The following is a 19179-nucleotide window of genomic DNA, read 5'->3' on the forward strand; positions in this document are numbered from 1 at the left end:
ATTCGTCCTATCATACTCTAAGGTATTCCGGTTCTTCTTGCCAACTGTCTTATGCTAACCCCGGGCATTTTCTATGTATTCATGGTAGCTGCTCCAACGATCTATATAATCAAATCAGCTTCGGACTTTATAATCAATCAGCTGCAGGTTGTATTGTCTGATAATTTCTATCAATAAATCTGCATATATTCTATTACCGTTTCTATCTGTTTTAGTGCTATAGCCAGCTCGTTCTAATGCTTGAGCCTGTTCTATATAATAGGTAGCATTAAATACCCCGTTTTGCCGATACCGCTGGTTAGTATTAAGAAACTTCCCATGGTCTTGCATACATTCACTTACATTTCGGTATTTTCTAAAATTAGCACAGGTTTCACTATTATAATATTCGGTTGTTTTCATGGTTAGGTATTGGCCCTTCCAACTGCTATCGGCTTTTATTCCAAATAAATTATGGCCCTCTACACTTAAGACAGAAGTTCCCCAGCCTGATTCTAAGATAGCTTGAGCAATTGTTATAGATGGGAAAATACCATATTGATGATACCCGGAAATAGCTTCTGCTTTTAATGAATCTATAAACTGTAGCTTCGCTGATTCTTTGTCCAGGAAGCAGGCTTTATTATTAGCCAGGCCTACATATTTTAAATCCTGCAGGCAACGGTATACTTTTACTTTTTGTTCTGCAGTAAAAGACAGTTTACCCATTACGGCTGGTAAACTTCGCAGGCGGTATTCTGGTGGTGTATTATTATCACCGGATGGTTTTTCCACTACAAACAAATCAGCCAGGGCCATTACACTCTGGTAATTTGCCCTAGAAAAGTCATGATCACATCTGACACAGTCGATCGCGGCTAAATACTGCCAGTTAACCTGAATTCTATTCTGGCTGGCCTCATCGGCTGCTTCTATGTAAAAAGCTATATTAAAATCTTCTACATTTAAATGATCATTAACCGATGCTAAATGAAATAGTTCTGCTGCCATTAATACTGCTAGTATTAAAATAATTACCCTAAATTTTTTTCTAGCTGTCTTTTTTTTTCTCTTTCTTATTCTTAATCTTCCTTCCGTAGTCCGATCTGTATAGCATAGGGGCCACTATATAAAATCATAGCATTTATCAATAAGGAACAGGGCTATGGAAACTGCTTTTTTCTTTTCACAGAATGAAGCAGGTATATACGATACCCGCTTGTCCCTTAAATGCATTCCTAAAAATTAGTTTCAAATTATTTACTTTTCGCATAAAATAACGTAAAATAAATGAACGAACGTACACTCGGGGGGGAGCGAGATGCCACTACCAATAGAAAAGCAAAATATAGAAAGACGACAGAGACTATTGAAATGTTCTTTAGATCTGTTCATTGAGAAGGGTTATTTCAACACGGCCATTCGCGATATTATAACTCGGTCAGGGGTTGGAACCGGCACTTTTTATAATTATTTCATCGATAAGGAAGACATTTTAAAAACCCTTCTCGAGGAATTTGCCGAACAAATCATTTCGAGTATAAGCGAGTACTATGCTGTGGAGAAGGATTTGTATAAGAGATTTATTGAGACAAAACGATTGACCATGGAAGTTTTTGCTCAAAATGAAGCTTTATCCGAAATATACAGTCGAGTTGCTGGGGCAAGTGCACCTATTGATCAATTCTTACAACAATTTGAGAATAGACTAATAGAGTTTTACTCAAGAAATATTGAATACGGTATTAAAAATGGTATCTTTAAAAATGTCCCGGTTTCTCCCATTGCACACTCCATATTAGGCATTGAAAAATTTTTGTTGTACAAATGGGTCGTTCTCAAGGCCATAACAAAAGAGGAAATGACAGAGATGGTCGTCTCCTTCCATGAAACATTAGCTGCTGGGTTGTTAGTCAACGACTAGATTAACCTTAGTAATTAATAAGAGGATTATTTGCTTTTTGATGACTGTACGTTCGTTCAGGTTTGTTTTATGAAGGAGGAATTATTATGCGAATGATGAATCCCGAACACATTAAAGCAATCCTTGATCTTATCAACCAGGGGCCGTATTTCCAACTGTTGTCGATGGAAGTAAAAGAGTTGGGTATAGGCTACTCCAAGGTAGTGGTTGATCTGGAGAAAAAACATCTTAACCCATTTGGAGGCATTCATGGAGGTGTTTATTCCTCGCTTATCGACACGGCCGCATATTGGGCTGTATATTGTGATGTTGAAGAGAACGCTGGATGCATATCCCTTGATATTCAGGTTGATATGCTATCGGCGGTTAAGGATGGCCTGTTAATAGTGGAAGGGAAACGTATTAAAGCGGGAAAAAGCATTTGTAAGGCAGAAGCCATGATTACGGATACAAACGGAAAGCTATTAGCCCATGGTTCTTCTAAACAAATGGTCATTCCCGGTGTGCAAACAATAAACCAAGCAGTTTTGTGTTTAGGCTATCAATCACTGCCACCTAAGTATATCAATGTAGATGACTTGGAAGGGGCGCAAAAGCGCATGGGGGGAATATTTAACCATGAAAAAGGTTCCAGTAATCGTATCCCCACAGGAAACTAGGTAACAGCGAGGGGACAAGGGGGACAAGGGGACAGGTTTGCTGTCCCCTTCCCTTAAAAATACCACCGCGGTCTTGCCAAATTCGTCCTATCATACCCTTGGATATTCCGGTTCTTCTTGCCAATTTGTCTTATGCTAATCTCGGGCATTTTCTATGTATTCATGGTAAACTAATATTGGATTACATAATATCAAAATAGGCAATATCTAATGTCACCAATAATTATAGTACAAGGAGGCAATTAATAATGGGCTGGACTACCATCAAGTTTAGTGGAGAAGAAATAATCGAAATAGCTGTTCAAATGGAGGAGTCTGGAAAATTATTTTACGAAAAGGCCATATCCCTTGCTGAAGGGGATAAATTAAAAGAAGTATTGACTTATCTTGCTCAAGAGGAAGCAAAACATGTTCAGGATTTCAGTAAATTGGGAGAAAGTATTAGATTATAGCTTCCTGCCTAATGAAAGTTACCCTGGAGAGTATGAAGATTACGTGAGGTCTCTTGTTAATAGTCACATTTTTAAATTAACCGAGGTGGAAGATTTAATAAAAGGGATTAAGAATAATAAAGATATTCTCCGGATTGCAATTAGTTTTGAAAAGGATTCCATTGTCTTTTTCCAGGAGCTAAAAAATATGGGCAATAAGGCAGCCAGTGAAGTATTGGAAAAACTGATCGATGAAGAACGAGGACATATTAAGAAAATCGTTGCTATGATTAAGGATCTGTAATAATACTTAAGTTTTGGGACAAGCAGGGACAAGGGGACAGGTTTGCTGTCCCCTTTCTTAAAATACTATCTACTAGATTCTTCCTATCATATTCTTAGATATCCCGATCACCCTTGCCAACCACTCCGGGCATTTTCTTTAGTTCACGGATAAGTTCATCTCATTTTGGTTTGTCTAATCTATGCAATTTGCCAATATTAGCGATTTCCAATTTTTTAACCATTCTATAAACTTCTATGTCAAATTCACACAGGGGGACGGTTCTATTGTGTCAAGATGCAGACATGGTAGAATCTGAGAAAAGGGAGAAGGGTGTGAAGGAATGTTCAGGAAGCCAAGAAAGAAGAGTGAAACAGGAATCTACCATGTTATAGTACGGGGAATCGGCCAGCAGGACGTTTTTCATGAAAAAGATGATTTTCATAGAACGGGTACTGTTTAATGACTAATCACGTTCATTTATTGTTACGGGAGAACGATGAAGACACATCAGTGTTTATGAAACGTTTAGGTGTAAGTTACGCCTATTGGTACAACTGTAGATACGAAAGAACTGGACACGTGTTTCAAGATCGCTTTAAAAGTAAAAGTGAATGCGTTGAGGACGACGCGTACCTACTGGCAGTCATTGGCTACATCCACCAAAATTTCATTAAAACATCTATTACTAGCAACCCAGAAGAGTATGAATGGGGCAGTTGTTAGCGGTAAACTAAAAGGGAGAAAAATTGGCCAATAAAAACGGAGAATATTATCCACAAAAACCCACCACTGGTAAAATGAATTGGTAATTAATTTTACAGGTGAGGTGGGAGAATTGAAGGGATGGCCAATGTATCAAAAAATTCAGCAGCTTAAGGAGTTGGGGCTTAATAAGTCACAGGTGGAGCGTCAGTTAGCCATCAACTGGAAAACAGTAGACTTCTACTGGGATATGACACCCGAGGAATTTACCGAAAGGCAGAGGAAAGCCAAAAACCGACGGAAAATCCTAGAGCCATACACCGACCAAATTTTACAATGGCTAATGAAATTCCCGGATATATCAAGTGCTCAGATTCATGACTGGCTTAAGGAATATCATGGGGATAACTATCATGGGAAGGAGCGGACTGTTAGACGATACGTTAGTAATTTGCGAAAAACATCTAATATACCAAAGCCGGATAAATATCGGCAGTACCAGGCCGTAGAAGAACTCCTCCCTGGTCAACAGGCCCAGGTGGATCTGGGTCAGAGGGAAGTTATGACAACTACAGGAAAACGAATAAAGCTTTTTGTATTTGGCTTAGTGTTATCACACAGTCGCTACAAATATGTAGAGTGGCTGGATAAACCGTTTACAGCACAAACATTTACATTGTTTCTGTATCGAGCTTTTGAGTTTATAGGAGGGGTACCTAAGGAAATAGTATTTGATCAAGACCGAGTATTGGCTGTTAGTGAAAACTATGGTGATATCATACATACTGAGGAGTTTGAGCGTTTTCGCAGGAACATGAAGTTCACCGTTTACCTTTGTAGGGGAAATGACCCTGAATCCAAAGGGAAAATTGAATCAGTAGTCAAATATGCTAAACAAAACTACGCTGCTCACCGGGTATTTGATAACCTGGTTTTATGGAATGAGGGATGTATTGATTGGTTAAATCGGACTGGCAATGCCAGTATACATGCAACCACAAAGAAGGTACCGGCAGAAGTATTCAAATCAGAACAAGAATACCTGCAACCGATACCCACAATCATAAATAAACCTGAAGATAGTTTAACAAGAAATGTAAGGAAGGACAACACTGTCCTTTATCTTAGTAATCGTTACCGAGTGCCTAAAGGCACGTATTATCCCGGACGTGAAGTAGAATTGAAAGTCAAAGATGGCTATCTTGAAATTTTGGATATAGAAACTAAAGAACTAATTATTATCCGGAAAATATCAACTAAGAAGGGAGTGATAGTTCCTAATCGGGTTGAGCGTGATTATTCCCACAAGATAGATGAACTAAGGAAACAGGCCCTTGCCATGCTGGGTAAAGGCGATAAAGGTACTTGTTTCTTGGATCGTATTAAACAGGAAAAACCCCGTTACATAAGAGATCAACTTCAGTTGATTATCAAAGAGGCCGAGAAATACTCAGAGCTAATTATAGCTCAAGCCCTGGATTACTGCGTACAAAAAGAACTATGGAGCGCAGTGGAGTTTCGTAATGTATTGGAATATTTAGAGCAGCTCAGCCAGGACATAGATGCGCCTGATATTATTGATGCAGATGCCATTCCTTCCGAATATCGAATTAAAACAGAAGTCAGAGATATTAAAGCCTATACTGCACTTTATGAAGGCAGTTAGCAAGGGAGGATATGCTAAATGAATAAATTAAAGGAAACCAAAACCTTTCTGGGCCAGCTAAAGCTGGCCTGGATGAAAGACAATTTAGAAAAGCTCGTAGAGGAAGCAAACCGACAGGATATATCTTATTGTGATTTTCTCTATTCCTTAACCAATGGCGAAATTGATGCCCGGGAACAAAGAGCTTCGGAGCGCCGTATGACCCAAGCTCAGTTTCCCTTCATTAAAACTGTAGATGATTTTGAATTCGCTTATCAACCCGGTATAACTAAAAGACAGATTAACCAGCTATTAGATATGCAATGGCTTGATAAGGCCTACAATCTAATTTTTCTGGGACCACCTGGTTTAGGTAAAACCCATTTGGCTGTATCGTTAGGAATAGAAGCTGTAACAAAAGGTTACAAGGTAAGCTTTGTAAGTATGGACGAATTAATTCGGCACCTGAAAATTCAGTCCACCATTAGCCGCAGTAGGCAGAAAATCAAACGAATAATCAGCTCAGACCTAGTTATTATCGATGAAATTGGCTTTGTGCCAATAAGTAGAGAAGAAGCTAATTTGTTCTTTCAGCTAATTTCTCAACTGTATGAACAGACCTCGTTAATAATTACGTCCAACACGGGTTTTGATGACTGGGCCGAATTGATGGGAGATCCAGTTATTACAACTGCAATTCTGGATAGGATTGTTCATCATAGTGAGATATTTAACCTGACCGGAGAAAGCTACCGTATTAAACATCGTATTTCCATTTTGCAGTAAAGGTCCTATGTAAAATTAATGGCCAAAATTTCTCCAAAATACTTGACCGTTCACACAGTTGTGCCGATTATTGTAAAGCGGATCGAAACACTACCACATTTACCACATTTCCCACATTTCCTGATACCAGTTTAATCTTAGGTATTTTACATAAGGAAAAGATAAAAGCGGTTGAACAACTTAAAAAGTTTACGGAAGAGGATAACAAAGACCGTTGCCTGGATTGCGATGAAACCAAGCGAATCAGCGAAAGCGAAGCATGCGAAATCACCAAGAAAATAATGAAAGGCAAAACGGTAACGGCGTTACAATGACACGGGAGAACCGTCCCCCTGCGGGAGAACCGTCCCCCTGTGCGCCTGGTAAATACCACTCTCACACTTTCCCCTTGCTTCTAAGTATCGTACAGGTTGATTTATTCAACCTAAGTTAACTTCTAATCTATTGGATTACCTCCGCCTACGAACTAAAATATAAGCAGAGGTGATTCATATGAAAGAAATCAATATTGCAAAAGTGCTTGTAAAAAAGCGCAAGGAAAAGGGTATCACCCAGGATGAGTTAGCTAATTACATCGGGGTTTCAAAGGCGTCTGTTTCAAAATGGGAAACAGGACAGAGTTATCCTGACGTAACCTTTCTTCCGCAACTGGCTGCATATTTTAACATCAGCATTGACGAATTGATGGATTATAAGCCACAAATGGCAAAAGAAGAGATTCGAAAGCTGTATCGGAGACTATCATCTGATTTTGCGTCAAAACCCTTTGATACGGTGATGGATGACTGCCATCAGATCATAAAAAAATACTATGCATGTTTTCCGTTGTTGATGCAAATGGGTATACTGATGATCAACCATGCCGAACTGCTGAAGGACCCGCAAAAATCGATATCTTTGATTGAGGAAGCCAGGGCTCTTTTTATCCGGGTCAAGGAGGAAAGCGATGATGTATCGCTTACAAGGCAGGCTTTGTATGTGGAAGCTATGTGCAGCCTTGCCGCCTGCGATCCAAATACCGTGCTGGAGCTGTTGGATGGAGCGGTCGCGCCGGCGTTACCGCCCGAATCACTTTTGGCATCTGCTTACCAGATGATGGGGCGCACTGACGAGGCAAAATCTGTTTTGCAGGTCGGGATCTATCAGAATATCGTCGTCCTGTTTAATTTTTTCCCCGCTTACCTTATGATGTGTACGGATGATTCTTCAAAATTTGAAGAAGTGCTTCGGCGCGCGCTTAACATCGCAGAAGTGTTTGACATGAGGCATCTGCACCCCGGCGTTTTGGTCAGCCTTTATATCGCTGCCGCTCAGGGTTATATTGTGCAGGGCAATCCCAGTAAAGCGATTGATATGCTGGAGCAATATACGGAGATAGTAACCAGTGATATTTATCCCCTGAGCCTGCATGGCGACGACTTCTTCGACCTGCTAGAAGGTTGGCTTATTAAACTCGATCTCGGAACGGATCCTCCCCGGGATGAAAAAACTATCAGAAGAAGCATGGCTGATATGATCGTTAATAATCCGAATTTTTCAGTGCTTTCGGATAAACAGCGTTTCCAAAATATTGCTGAAAAGCTCCAAAGCAATTGTTGCGAAGATTAACAAATGTGGTGGTGAAATCATTATGGAACAGGAAAAGACGGCAGTAAAAAAACGGCTAACCTTGTTTGTTGGTTTGACATTTGTTATTACCTGGATTATATTTCTGCTGATACCTCTCCGCGGACTGACCTATGGAAAAGGCGCGACCATAATTATTCTCGCAGCAGCTATGTTTGTCCCCACCTTGTCCAACATATTGACAAGACTTATAACGAAAGAGGGTTTTGGCAACACGTATCTGCACCCGCATTTCAAGGGGCATATGAAAGACTATCTGCTGGTTTACTTCGGGCCAACAGCCTTAGTGTTTTTGAGCGCAGCAGTGTATTTCTTGACTTTTCCCGGTTCGTTTGATCTGCAGCTTACTGCTTTGAAAGGGGCAGCAGCCAGTACGAGGGGGCTTTCCGCCTACAATTTGTAGCCTTCGATAACACCCAACACAACACAGAACACAATCATGGCCAAAATCCCGAGCCAGGGATAGCCCATATAGTCTGTTCCATAATTATGCCCCATAACGATAACCGGTATATGCAACATGCCCCATATAATACCAGTGATGACCAATGCAGCCCGGTCGGTTAAAAGCATGCGTAATTTGGGAAGCAGATATCCTCTCCAGCCGATTTCTTCGCCCAATGTCAGAATAATATTGATAATCGGACCGATGATTATTATCTGTAATATGGAAATCAGCAGCATATATCAATCAAATTGGAAAGCGTAATACCTGCCGCCATGATTCATTCAGTGGTAAATGCCGGCGTAGGGCTCCCAATTCTTCTAGCAAAAGGTGGATATAACCCTATTCTCGGCCCGGCTATTACCGGTCTTATCGGAGGACTGCCGTTTATAGTTTTAGCTGTAGTGCTACTGATAAAAGCAGGCCATAAATTTTCTTATATAAAAACGGTTGCAGCAGCAAGCGGGACCGTTGGAACGGACTACTTAGTAAAAGCTTTGGACGAAAACGACCTGTGCGGGCAATATCGTAACCGCTCTCCCTATCAGCCAAATGATTACATCGGTTGGATTACACGCGGCAAGCGGGAGGAAACCCGAATGAAACGTCTGATACAGAACTGAAATCAGGCGATGCGTACATGGGTATGAAGTATAATGCAAAAGACAGAGGGTAAAATGATGCTTTGCATACCCTCTGACGAAAATACACACCCCCATCCTGAAAATGTAGCTGAAAATGGTGGTACTGGGGTACTATAGGAGTTACTACAGATACTACATCGACTTCAAATGTTCCAGAAGGATTAGACTTAGGTAGTGGTTCTGGCGGAGGACTTGGTGTTGGATCTCTTAAGGTAGATAATGTAACAAAAGATTCAACAGGTGGAATTATGAAACAAGATGGAGCAAGTAAAGCAATAACAACAATTCAAACAGCCATAGAAACAGTTTCAGCAGAAAGATCTAAATTAGGTGCTATGCAAAATAGATTAGAACATACAATCAATAATCTTGACAATACTTCCGAAAACTTACAAGCAGCAGAATCGAGAATTAGAGACGTAGACATGGCCAAAGAAATGATGGAATTCACAAAACAAAACATACTACAACAAGCAGCAACAGCGATGTTGGCTCAAGCAAACCAAGCACCACAAACAGTGCTTCAACTATTAAGATAATTAAGGTAGACATCATGAAGGGTCAGGGGAATTTTTTCCTCTGGCTCTTTTGCAATATATACTAATAAGGAGGTCATAAGACTATGCAGGTGAGATTTCGATTTAACCCCACCATGAACAAAAAAATTGAGGTAGAAAACCCATTAATGTTTAAACCCATCCAACTAGAGGATGCTGAAATTGTGTGGGATATTGATATAAATAAAAAGATAAAGGATATAACAATTGTATTCAAAGGAGTAGATATTATTAAAGATTCATCAGGAGCAATTTTGACTACCAATAGGGAATTAGATGAAAAAGCATTTAAGATAGCAGCCTATATCTCTAATAAGATATTTTTGGGTACGGGAATTGATGGATTCAATCCTGAAAATATATTATACAATTCCCCAAGTATTTTCCCTGAAAACGAAAAAGAAAAGGAAATTATAGAAAAAGGCAGGAAACAGGGATTTAATATCGTGAAAGGAACAGTTACTATAGTTAAGCCATTTGAATTAGAAGGACTTGAAGAAGATATAAAACATTCTAAGGCAATCGCTTTTTATGCTGAGGCTAGAAGGACAGAAGGTTCCATTCAAAAATATGAATTATTATACAAAGTAATTGAATATTTTTTCCCGAATAAAACAGGGGAGGCACTGGATAAAGCAGTAAGTGATTATTGTAAACAATATGATCCAACTTATGGGGATAAAAAATTTATGGAATCTTTTAGAAAATTACGTAATAGATGCATTCATCCAGATAATAAACACCATGTCAATTTAGAAGATTTAGCTTCTATTAGAGAAGTTATTGATATGGTTCCTAAAATAGAAAATTTAGTTGAGCTACTATTAAAGAATCATTTATAGGTAGGTGCACAATTTAGCGATAATATACTTTTTAGCGTTAATCGAATATTGCTAAATTGTATTAAAATTTGAGTAATTAAACAAATAAGAACTCAATAATTAATACAATGGGAATCCCTTGATACAAGGGATTTTCGGCGTTTTAGGGTAAAATCAGTATCACTTTTAGTGGTGCTTTTTTTGATTTTTGCACCTTATCGTTAAAAGATGCACCCCCTAGGGAAGAAATTCTACCTTTCGTTAAAAAGTATAGGCATCGTTAAAAGGTTTTAGGAATTGTTGAAATGTATAAAGATGTAGTAGCGGCACAGGGGGTGATTATTTCATAGTCTTCGTACCACCTATTTACAGAATCCGTACCATTGATTCACGCCAATGATACCGGCAGTTTTTAATTGGATACCGCTCCAGCAACGAAGCGGTATCCGTGTAAGTATTATGACCGCTTGGCGAGGAACTCGCGCATATTTATGTCTCCAGAATAGAGCTGATGAGATTTATGGATGATTCGATCCATGATGGAGTCGGCCAGGACTCCACCGCCCAGTCTACCGTGCCAGTCTTCTACCTTGTACTGTGTGCAGAAGATTGTGGAAGCGGTATCATATCTCCGCTCAATTAATTCAAACAAAAAATGAAGTTCCTCATCGGAATAGTCATTTAAGAGCCATTCGTCCAATAGGAGAAGCCTGTAATTACTATACTTTTTAAGCAATTTTCCGATGCCTCTGCTTCCTTCGACAGCTTCATCCCTTTCCATCAGCAAATCAGGAATTCTAATGCATCTCGTCCGAATACTCTGTTTACAGGCTTGACGTCCAATGGAACAAGCTAAAAAACTTTTTCCGGCACCGGTAAATCCCTGAAAGATGATGTTGGAATGATTGTGTACAAACTGGCATGTCGACAATTCCGACAGGAGGTCGCGATCTAATCCGCGATCCGGATAATATATGTCATTAAATTCAGCATTCGGGATACGGAATCGTGCCTGTTTTAAGAGGCGCTTCACCTTTCCGTTATATTTTTCCTGGTAAATATAGTCTACCAGCATCTTAATCCGCTCATCGAAAGGAAGGTTCGGAGCGGGACAAGGGGACAGGTTTGCTGTCCCCTTTCTTAAAATACTATCTACTAGATTCTTCCTATCATATTCTTAGATATCCCGATCACCCTTGCCAACCACTCCGGGCATTTTCTTTAGTTCACGGATAAGTTCATCTCATTTTGGTTTGTCTAATCTATGCAATTTGCCAATATTAGCAATTTCCAATTTTTTAACCATTCTATAAACTTCTATGTCATGATCATCCAGGTATTGATCATTGTTTATCTCATTCGTATATTGTTCAAATAGTTTTTTGGCTGTTTTTTTGTTTTCGGAGAACATATTCAGGCCAAATTCAATATCGATTATGCCGGCATTTTCTATGTATTCATGGTAACTGCTCCAACGGTAAAACCTTGCCTCTTTTGCTATTCCGGCCTTAACCGGATTCTGATGGATATACCTTAATACAGTAAGAAAATATGCATCTGTTTCCACGGCCTCGCTTCTAAAACGTTCCTGAAATAAATGACCGCACCGGCTATATTTCTTGTTGTACCATAATACATAACTACCGCTAATTCGTTTTATAGTAATAGAAATAGATTCCTTATTCTCTTTAACTAGTAAATGAACATGATTGTTAATTATAATAGGTATAGATCTCGTAATTACTGACCTGGTTATAGTGCCTGATAGTTTCCGCAAATTTTAGCCGATTCTCATCTTCCATAAATAGATTTTGCCTATTAACTCCCCTGAGCATAAGATGGTAGATACCAGTATTACTCCTCTGTCGAGGTCTTCTGGGCGTTATTTCCACCCCTTATATGGTTTAACATAATTTGTGATAAGGGAAGATGGGACAGTAAACCTGTCCCCTTGTCCCATGATATTTCGTGCAACAGCTATATTAGCAATAAGTGATTCCAATTGAATTATCGAAGACCACCCTTGACTTAGTTCATCCAGGCGTTGATTAGCAGCAGGGTGGTAATGGTCACCATTTTGTTCCGCAAGCTTGCCTGCCTTAATTGCTTCGCGCAAATAGTCAAAATTTTGGAGCCTTTTTTCAGGGGGAATCGGATTCAAAATCAGATTATGCCCCTGAACTATTAAGTCTAAATCATCATGGCTTAGCGCCTGCATAAGTTGCGTTTTTTGTCCCACAAACACGTAACCATCACAATATTTTGTACCCACGCCAAATGTTTTTACGCCGTTTTTGTGGAGCCAGCCTATAGTTTCGGGAATATCCAGCATATCTTTGGGTGAGGTCGCCACCAGAGTTATTTCGGTTTTCGCCAAGGCAGGAAGGTCGTAGCAAAGGCGTTCCTCAATAATATCTCCAATTCCCCCTATGCCTGCGCTTACAACTATCGGGCATCCCAAATCCCGGGCAACTGCCATGGTTGCTGAGGCGGTGAGAAACCCATCAACCCCTTCTTTCATACCTTCATATAGGGTCAAGCCGTCTAGTCTTCGCCAGGAGTTGGTTTGATCTTTATAATGAAGAAATTCCACTATTGATCCTAAAATAATGCGTCCTCTTTGCAGCCAGGTTACGAGCGCATCATCTGGCCATAGCTCTTTTATCTGACTGCTGCTGACAGAAACCAGCCCTTGACCCAATAAGGCTGTTTCAACGACAAAACTTGTAGAACTCTGCACAGACATAATCTCCTTTCCATACTAAAAATATAATGCTAATAAATACCGCCGAATCAGATATGAAATGATAGGCATTGACGAAAACGCCATTTTAAATTACAATTACAGCATTATAATAATGCATAGAATGTATTACTAATAGTTATTATATATTTCTTCGATTATATTGGAAAGGGTGAATTATGGCTACTACATATAATCCTGTGGTAAGGGTTTCGCACCTGAATAAATCATATGGAAATATAACTGCTCTGCTCGATGTCAGTTTAGATATTTACGCAGGCGAGATATTAGCCATTGTGGGCGATAACGGCGCTGGAAAAAGCACCCTTATTAAAACACTATCCGGGGCGGTCAAACCAGATTCTGGATACATACAAGTGGGAGAACAATCCTATCATTCCTTGTCCCCGACCAAAGCCATCCAGTTGGGCATATCTGCAGTATACCAGGACCTGGCTTTAGTTGACTGCCGGGACGTAGTTAGTAACATATTTCTGGGTCGTGAAATAGTAAAGGCTGGCATACTTATCGATCGGAGCAAAATGGAAAAGGAGGCCCGTCGAGTCCTAGATAGCCTGCAGGTCAGTATCCCTTCCTTAAAAACCCCGGTAGGCCTTTTATCCGGAGGGCAAAGACAGGGAGTAGCAGTGGCTAGGGCTATCATCCAGGGAGGAAATGTCATTATTTTTGATGAACCTACTGCGGCTATGGGCGTTCAGGAGTCGGCCAAAGTGATCAGACTAATGCAAGAATTAGCCCGAGCGGGGATGGCTGTTGTGGTTATAAGTCACAATCTCCATCATGTGTTTGAGATAGCGGAACGTATATGCGTATTGCGCCATGGACAGATAGCGGCAGTATGCAACACGATGGATTATCAACCTAATCAGATCGTTGAGCTTATTATGGGGGCTACTCATATCACCAAAGATGGCATTGGAGTGCAAAGAGATGCAGCAAATTAGAAGTCTGTTATTGTCATGGAACGAGCAATTTTCCCAGATTTTACTTGGTTTGATCCTAATTATTATGGCTGCCCTGCTAAATCGAGCATCACCGTTCTTTATGACCTGGGATAATTGGCGTAACATTCTGGACCAGAGTGCGCTGCTGGTAATAATTTCAGTGGCAATGACATTTGTCATCTGTACAAGCGGGATTGATTTATCAGTCGGAGCTATCACAGCATTGAGCGGAGTCTGCATGGCTTTGGCCTTACATTCCGGATTATCTGTCGGAGTATCTATCTTCTTAGGTCTAGCCGCCGGAGCTGCTGTAGGTCTGTTTAATGGCCTGTTAATTTCCAAGATGAATATCAGTCCCTTCATCGTCACCCTGGCAGCTATGTCAGTAACTAGGGGCATTGCCCTAATTCTCACCAAGGGCATCCCTATATACGGATTTCCCGAAAACTTTACCTGGTGGGGTAGCGGGCATATAGGTCCGGTCAATCCGCCCATTCTAATGGCTATATTGCTTGCTATGCTGGCTGCTTTAGTTCTCAATAGGACCAAATTGGGTTATTATACCCTGGCTCTAGGTGGAAATGAGGAAGCCCTCCGGCGTTCTGGCGTAGCACACAAAACCTATAAGACTATTATCTACACCATTTCGGGATTTGCTGCGGCAACAGGTGGATTGGTGGTCACTGCACGTTTGAACACAGCTGAGCCGCTGGCAGGCTGGATGCTGGAACTGGATGCCATCGCTGCAGTTGTTTTGGGTGGTACGGATATGAAGGGAGGGAGAGGAAGCATCACCGGAACGGTGATGGCGTGTTTGTTGCTAGGGATGTTACGTAATGGCTTGACAATTTTAAACATTCCATCCTATTATCAGCAGCTCACCATTGGTTTAATTATTCTAGTGGCTGTTATCATTTCTGAGTTGCGGCTCAGAAATGCCCCGGGACACGGAAATATGACGAAGGAGGATTAAAGTGAAGCGTAGTAAAAGGTTAGTCGCATTATTCTTATTGGGTGTCTTTTTGTTGTCCATAGCAGGATGTGGGAGTAGGACGAATACCGAAACGCAAACCCCCGCTCCCATCTCCAATGCTCCAGTCTCTGATGTCAAGGTGGCGGAAAATGAAAAAATATTGATGGACCAGTTGCAACCTCTGCCTAAACTTCAGCAAGGAGAGAAAATAGGCATATTGGTCATTACGCTGGCCAATCCTTATTGGGTTTCACTCAAAGAATCTTATGAGCGGGCCGCCAAGGAATTGGGCGTAACCGTTGAAGTTATGGCGGCACCTACCGAGAATGATACCAAGTCTCAGCTAGAAACCCTGCAAGCCATGGTTGCCAAGGACTACAAAGGTTTAATTGTGTCTCCTATCGAGCCATTCAATCTGGTGCCTGGTGTAGTGGCGGCCAATAAAAAGGGGATCAAAGTAGTGAACCTGGGGCCTGGCATTAATGTGGATTCACTTACACAGGCAGGCGGTCATCTGGATGGGCGCATCACAGTGAATTTCGAAGAGCAGGGCGAAAAGGCCGCCGAGTATATTATTGAAAGAATTGGCAAAGAAGGCGGCAAAGTCGCTATTATTCAGGGAATACCCGGAGCCGGACAGAGCGAAGGCAGAACTACCGGGGCCAAAAAGGTATTTAAAAGCACCCCGGGGATCAAATTAGTTTCTGTACAACCTGCCAATTGGGATAGGAATACCGCCTACAATATCACCACCAACCTCCTGCAGTCCAATCCAGATATAAAAGGGATTTTTTGCTGTAACGATGTAATGGCCTTAGCTGCAGTTGATGCACTGGCCGCAGCCGGCAAGAGAGACGGCAAGTTTGTTTTTGGAGTAGATTTCACCGATGAGGCCAAAGAAGCAATAAAGGCCGGCAAACTCGACGGCAGCATCGCCTATTCTATGGATGCCTATGCCAAAGCTGGAATCCTTTTAGCTTTGAAAACAATTCAGGGTATGGAAGTTCCCAAGCAGGTTAATAGTCCCCTGGCCGTAGTCACTAAAGAAAACATAAAAGAGTACGAAACCTGGCATTAGAAGTAGTCCTGCTATAAGTCGGCTTTTCTGCAGAGAGCCGACTTTATAGCCTTGTGTTGAGTCTGGCAATATTACTAGGTTTAAGGAAGAATAAAATGCACCTGGAAAAACAATTAACAGATATGGCTATTGCCTACGGTTGGGATTATTGCGGATTTGCAGACCTAACGCCCTTTCACGACTACATGAGCAGTTTTTGTGGCCCCTTTATAAATCAATTTCCCCGGGCAGTTTCCCTGGTCATCCGTCTTTCAAATGCGGTTGTTGATAGCATTGAGGAGCAAGAGCGTGATAAAATACTTTCTTTTCATAATTACAACTATTATGCAATCGACTATTTACAGAATACTGGCACTGCAAGAATAGCCAATTATCTAGAGCGCAATGGCTGGAGGGCCTATCCTGTCCCGGCCTCCTATGGCGTATATCAGGAAACTTTGGCTGCCCTCATATCACATAAGTTAGTGGCAAGAGCAGCCGGATTAGGGTGGATAGGCAAGAATGGCCTTTTTCTTACCCCACGGGAGGGACCGAGGGTCAGACTGGCCAGCATCCTTACTGATGCTCCCCTTGAAACTGCGCTACCCATGGAATCAGCCTGCCACAATTGCCAAATATGCCAGCTGGCTTGTCCGGCTGGGGCAATAAAGGGGCGTGAATTTAATGAACGGGAAGCTGATTATGAGCGGCTGGACCCGGTCGAGTGCTTCGATTTTATGGAGAATCGCAAAAAGGAGTGGGACATTGAGATTGAGAGATGTGTTTGTGGGCTCTGTGTCGCCGTATGCCCATTTGGTAGAAGGTTGGGTTCCCGACAACAGCTCTGAGGATATGAAGAGAACTTGAAATAACTAAATAGTACCGCAGACTGTGTTTCACAGAAGGGAGAAGTTTCTTTATGTTAGACGAGTTTATGCAAGGATTTGCCAATGCCAGAGAAGTGAATCTAATGCGTATAAAAGAGGCCAAGGACAATGGCGCCAAAGTGGTTGGCATTTATTGCACTTATTGCCCCCAGGAACTGATTTTGGCGGCAGGAGCAATTCCAGTGGGGCTTTGCGGGATGAGTGAGAACCCTATTGCGGCTGCGGAGGAAACTTTGCCGCGCAATCTTTGCCCTTTAGTAAAATCCTCTTACGGATTTGCGGTCACTGATACCTGTCCATTCTTTCACTTTTCCGACTTAATTGTTGGCGAAACCACCTGCGATGGTAAAAAGAAAATGTTCGAAATTATGCAGGATTTGAAACCGGTGCACGTTATGCAGCTTCCCCACCTTAATAATACTAAGGCATCATTTGAGCTGTGGGTGGAAGAATTACGGTGCTTGAAAAACCGCCTGGAAAAAGAATTTCAGGTTACCATAAGTGACCAAGATATATGGAGGGCTGTAGAGATTATCAACCAGGAAAATCGGGCAATTAAGGCCATGTTCGATCTGAATCGGGCCGATCCACCACCTCTAAGCGGGATGGAGATGCTCACTGCTGCTTGGTCCCGCAGCTTCAGCAGCGATAAAGGGGAAATGATCGACAACCTGAATGTACTGGTCCGGGAGGTTGCCAATCAGCCTAAAAACAGGCGAGTAAAGGCACCACGGGTGCTGTTGACTGGCTGCCCGGTGGGTCTGGGGACTGAAAAAGTTATCCGCCTGACTGAAAAACTGGGCGCCTATATCGTCGCCATGGAAAACTGCTCCGGCTACAAGACTCTGGAACTGCAGACTGATACTAATGGCGTGGATCCTATTGTGGCTCTGGCAGAAAAATATATTGCTATACCCTGCTCCTGCATGAGCCCTAATCCCTACCGGCTGAAGCTATTAGAGAACATGATCAATGATTTCCGGGTGGATGCGGTCATCGACCTGACCTGGCAGGCTTGTCATACCTATAATATTGAAGCCTTTGAAGTAGGCAAACTGGTGAAGTCCAAGGGACTTCCTTACCTGCACCTTGAAAGTGACTATTCGAATTCGGATTTGGAGAGCCTCAAGGTTCGTATAGAAGCAATGCTGGAGATGATAGAGAAATGATAGTAATAGGCATTGATATAGGTTCGGTGGCTGCTAAAGGTTATATTATCAGCAGTGGCCGCCATCACCGAGCTATGGTTCCTACCGGGTGGAGCCCCCGGGAAGCAGGGCAGGCCATAATCGACCAACTCCTTGATGCATCGGGATTGGAGCGAGATCAGGTAGAACGGATATATGTCACTGGTTATGGTCGGGTAGCTTTTGAGCATGCGGATAAAACTGTCACTGAGATTAAATGCCATGCTCGGGGGGTCGCTGAACTCTATCCTGAGGTCCGCACCATCATAGATATCGGCGGCCAGGACAGTAAGGTGATCAGTATCGGGGAAAAGGGCCAAGTGTTGGATTTTGCCATGAACGATAAATGTGCTGCGGGAACCGGACGATTCCTACAGGTTATGGCCACTGTTCTGGGGTTGGATGTCAGCGAACTGGGGGATGCTGAGGATCCTAGCCAGATGCAAACGATCAGCAGTATGTGCACGGTATTTGCTGAATCGGAAATAATCGGGGCGCTAGCTCGGGGTAATTCCAAAGGTGGTATTATTGCAGGGCTGCACCAATCGGTGGGAAAAAGAGTAGCGGCTATGGCACGGCGTATGGGGATCAAGGAACAAGTAGCTTTCACCGGTGGAGTGGCGATAAACCCAGGAGTTAAGCGTGCGCTGGAGGAAGAGATCGGAACTAAAATTATTGTGCCCGAAGCTTGCCAGTACACTGGTGCTCTTGGCGCAGCTTTATTGGCCTATGAAACCTATAGGTAGACCCTCCGCAAAGGGAAGGGGACAAGGGGACAGGTTTGGTGTCCCATCCACATCTAGGGACAGAGGGACAGGTTTGTTGTCCCCCCGCCCTTTAAAAGACTACCGAAAACTACCCT

The 19179-nt window shown here is 42.0% G+C and carries 22 protein-coding genes and 1 pseudogene; 18 read left to right on the forward strand and 5 right to left on the reverse strand.

Features of this window, described 5'->3' with window-relative positions:
- Window positions 1-114: 114 nt before the first annotated feature.
- The gene (locus tag ACZ5Q0_RS07700) at window positions 115-990 is read right to left on the reverse strand and encodes a glycoside hydrolase family 73 protein (protein ID WP_447182378.1); all 876 of its coding nucleotides are present in this window, start codon (window positions 988-990) and stop codon (window positions 115-117) included.
- A 310-nt stretch (window positions 991-1300) separates the two neighbouring features.
- Here ACZ5Q0_RS07700 and ACZ5Q0_RS07705 point away from each other — a divergent pair, with 310 nt between their 5' ends.
- From ACZ5Q0_RS07705 to ACZ5Q0_RS07745, 9 genes are all read left to right on the forward strand, one after another.
- Complete coding sequence (locus tag ACZ5Q0_RS07705) at window positions 1301-1903, forward strand: TetR/AcrR family transcriptional regulator (protein WP_447182379.1); 603 nt, start codon at window positions 1301-1303, stop codon at window positions 1901-1903.
- Window positions 1904-1989: 86 nt separating this feature from the next.
- A complete protein-coding gene (locus ACZ5Q0_RS07710) occupies window positions 1990-2562 on the forward strand; it encodes a PaaI family thioesterase (RefSeq protein WP_447182380.1) in 573 nt (190 codons plus the stop codon).
- Window positions 2563-2810: 248 nt separating this feature from the next.
- On the forward strand, window positions 2811-3014 hold the full coding sequence (locus ACZ5Q0_RS07715; protein WP_447182381.1) for a ferritin family protein: 204 nt from the start codon (window positions 2811-2813) through the stop codon (window positions 3012-3014).
- 85 nt (window positions 3015-3099) lie between these two features.
- Window positions 3100-3297, forward strand: coding sequence for a ferritin family protein (locus tag ACZ5Q0_RS07720; protein ID WP_464827092.1), 198 nt, complete (start codon window positions 3100-3102; stop codon window positions 3295-3297).
- Between the two features lie 441 nt (window positions 3298-3738).
- Window positions 3739-4002 carry a transposase gene (locus ACZ5Q0_RS07725; RefSeq protein WP_447182383.1) on the forward strand — a complete coding sequence of 88 codons (264 nt, stop codon included), beginning with the start codon at window positions 3739-3741 and terminating at the stop codon, window positions 4000-4002.
- A gap of 127 nt (window positions 4003-4129) precedes the next feature.
- A complete protein-coding gene (gene istA / locus ACZ5Q0_RS07730) occupies window positions 4130-5647 on the forward strand; it encodes an IS21 family transposase (RefSeq protein ID WP_446818299.1) in 1518 nt (505 codons plus the stop codon).
- 18 nt (window positions 5648-5665) lie between these two features.
- A complete protein-coding gene (gene istB / locus ACZ5Q0_RS07735; RefSeq protein ID WP_446818298.1) occupies window positions 5666-6412 on the forward strand; it encodes an IS21-like element helper ATPase IstB in 747 nt (248 codons plus the stop codon).
- Between the two features lie 492 nt (window positions 6413-6904).
- On the forward strand, window positions 6905-8020 hold the full coding sequence (locus ACZ5Q0_RS07740; RefSeq protein WP_447182384.1) for a helix-turn-helix domain-containing protein: 1116 nt from the start codon (window positions 6905-6907) through the stop codon (window positions 8018-8020).
- A 22-nt stretch (window positions 8021-8042) separates the two neighbouring features.
- Complete coding sequence (locus ACZ5Q0_RS07745; protein ID WP_447182385.1) at window positions 8043-8441, forward strand: hypothetical protein; 399 nt, start codon at window positions 8043-8045, stop codon at window positions 8439-8441.
- Here ACZ5Q0_RS07745 and ACZ5Q0_RS07750 read toward each other — a convergent pair.
- Entirely contained in the window at window positions 8429-8722 is a 294-nt protein-coding gene (locus ACZ5Q0_RS07750) for a CPBP family intramembrane glutamic endopeptidase (protein ID WP_447182386.1), read from the reverse strand. The two genes, ACZ5Q0_RS07745 and ACZ5Q0_RS07750, sit on opposite strands and share 13 nt — an antisense overlap.
- A 36-nt stretch (window positions 8723-8758) precedes the next feature.
- Here ACZ5Q0_RS07750 and ACZ5Q0_RS07755 point away from each other — a divergent pair, with 36 nt between their 5' ends.
- The 3 genes and pseudogenes from ACZ5Q0_RS07755 to ACZ5Q0_RS07765 all read left to right on the forward strand — a co-directional run bounded on the left by ACZ5Q0_RS07755 (window position 8759) and on the right by ACZ5Q0_RS07765 (window position 10526).
- A complete protein-coding gene (locus ACZ5Q0_RS07755) occupies window positions 8759-9106 on the forward strand; it encodes a YdeI/OmpD-associated family protein (protein ID WP_464827093.1) in 348 nt (115 codons plus the stop codon).
- Window positions 9107-9390: 284 nt separating this feature from the next.
- Window positions 9391-9666, forward strand: a pseudogene (locus ACZ5Q0_RS07760) (flagellin); the annotation flags it as partial.
- A gap of 83 nt (window positions 9667-9749) precedes the next feature.
- Window positions 9750-10526, forward strand: coding sequence for a hypothetical protein (locus tag ACZ5Q0_RS07765; protein ID WP_447182388.1), 777 nt, complete (start codon window positions 9750-9752; stop codon window positions 10524-10526).
- A 436-nt stretch (window positions 10527-10962) separates the two neighbouring features.
- On the opposite strand, the gene ACZ5Q0_RS07770 is transcribed toward ACZ5Q0_RS07765, so the two are convergent.
- The 3 genes from ACZ5Q0_RS07770 to ACZ5Q0_RS07780 all read right to left on the reverse strand — a co-directional run bounded on the left by ACZ5Q0_RS07770 (window position 10963) and on the right by ACZ5Q0_RS07780 (window position 13245).
- Entirely contained in the window at window positions 10963-11580 is a 618-nt protein-coding gene (locus ACZ5Q0_RS07770) for an ATP-binding protein (protein ID WP_464827094.1), read from the reverse strand.
- 168 nt (window positions 11581-11748) lie between these two features.
- Complete coding sequence (locus ACZ5Q0_RS07775) at window positions 11749-12282, reverse strand: transposase (RefSeq protein WP_447182389.1); 534 nt, start codon at window positions 12280-12282, stop codon at window positions 11749-11751.
- Window positions 12283-12387: 105 nt separating this feature from the next.
- Window positions 12388-13245, reverse strand: a complete 858-nt coding sequence (locus tag ACZ5Q0_RS07780; RefSeq protein WP_447182390.1) for a pseudouridine-5'-phosphate glycosidase — start codon at window positions 13243-13245, stop codon at window positions 12388-12390.
- Between the two features lie 182 nt (window positions 13246-13427).
- On the opposite strand from ACZ5Q0_RS07780, the gene ACZ5Q0_RS07785 reads away from it, so the two are divergent.
- The 6 genes from ACZ5Q0_RS07785 to ACZ5Q0_RS07810 all read left to right on the forward strand — a co-directional run bounded on the left by ACZ5Q0_RS07785 (window position 13428) and on the right by ACZ5Q0_RS07810 (window position 19063).
- Window positions 13428-14213, forward strand: a complete 786-nt coding sequence (locus ACZ5Q0_RS07785; protein WP_446818627.1) for an ATP-binding cassette domain-containing protein — start codon at window positions 13428-13430, stop codon at window positions 14211-14213.
- Window positions 14200-15186 (forward strand): ABC transporter permease, encoded by a 987-nt coding sequence (locus ACZ5Q0_RS07790; protein ID WP_446818625.1) that lies wholly within the window; start codon window positions 14200-14202, stop codon window positions 15184-15186. Before ACZ5Q0_RS07785 ends, ACZ5Q0_RS07790 begins: the two co-directional genes overlap by 14 nt.
- Window position 15187: 1 nt before the next feature.
- Window positions 15188-16264 carry a sugar ABC transporter substrate-binding protein gene (locus ACZ5Q0_RS07795; protein WP_447182391.1) on the forward strand — a complete coding sequence of 359 codons (1077 nt, stop codon included), beginning with the start codon at window positions 15188-15190 and terminating at the stop codon, window positions 16262-16264.
- Between the two features lie 95 nt (window positions 16265-16359).
- Window positions 16360-17091 (forward strand): 4Fe-4S dicluster domain-containing protein, encoded by a 732-nt coding sequence (locus ACZ5Q0_RS07800; protein WP_447182392.1) that lies wholly within the window; start codon window positions 16360-16362, stop codon window positions 17089-17091.
- 71 nt (window positions 17092-17162) lie between these two features.
- Complete coding sequence (locus ACZ5Q0_RS07805) at window positions 17163-18299, forward strand: double-cubane-cluster-containing anaerobic reductase (protein ID WP_447182393.1); 1137 nt, start codon at window positions 17163-17165, stop codon at window positions 18297-18299.
- A complete protein-coding gene (locus ACZ5Q0_RS07810) occupies window positions 18296-19063 on the forward strand; it encodes an acyl-CoA dehydratase activase (RefSeq protein ID WP_447182394.1) in 768 nt (255 codons plus the stop codon). The genes ACZ5Q0_RS07805 and ACZ5Q0_RS07810 overlap by 4 nt, the downstream gene beginning before the upstream one ends.
- The last annotated feature ends 116 nt before the right edge of the window (window positions 19064-19179 follow it).

This window comes from Syntrophomonas erecta subsp. sporosyntropha (genome assembly GCF_055395365.1).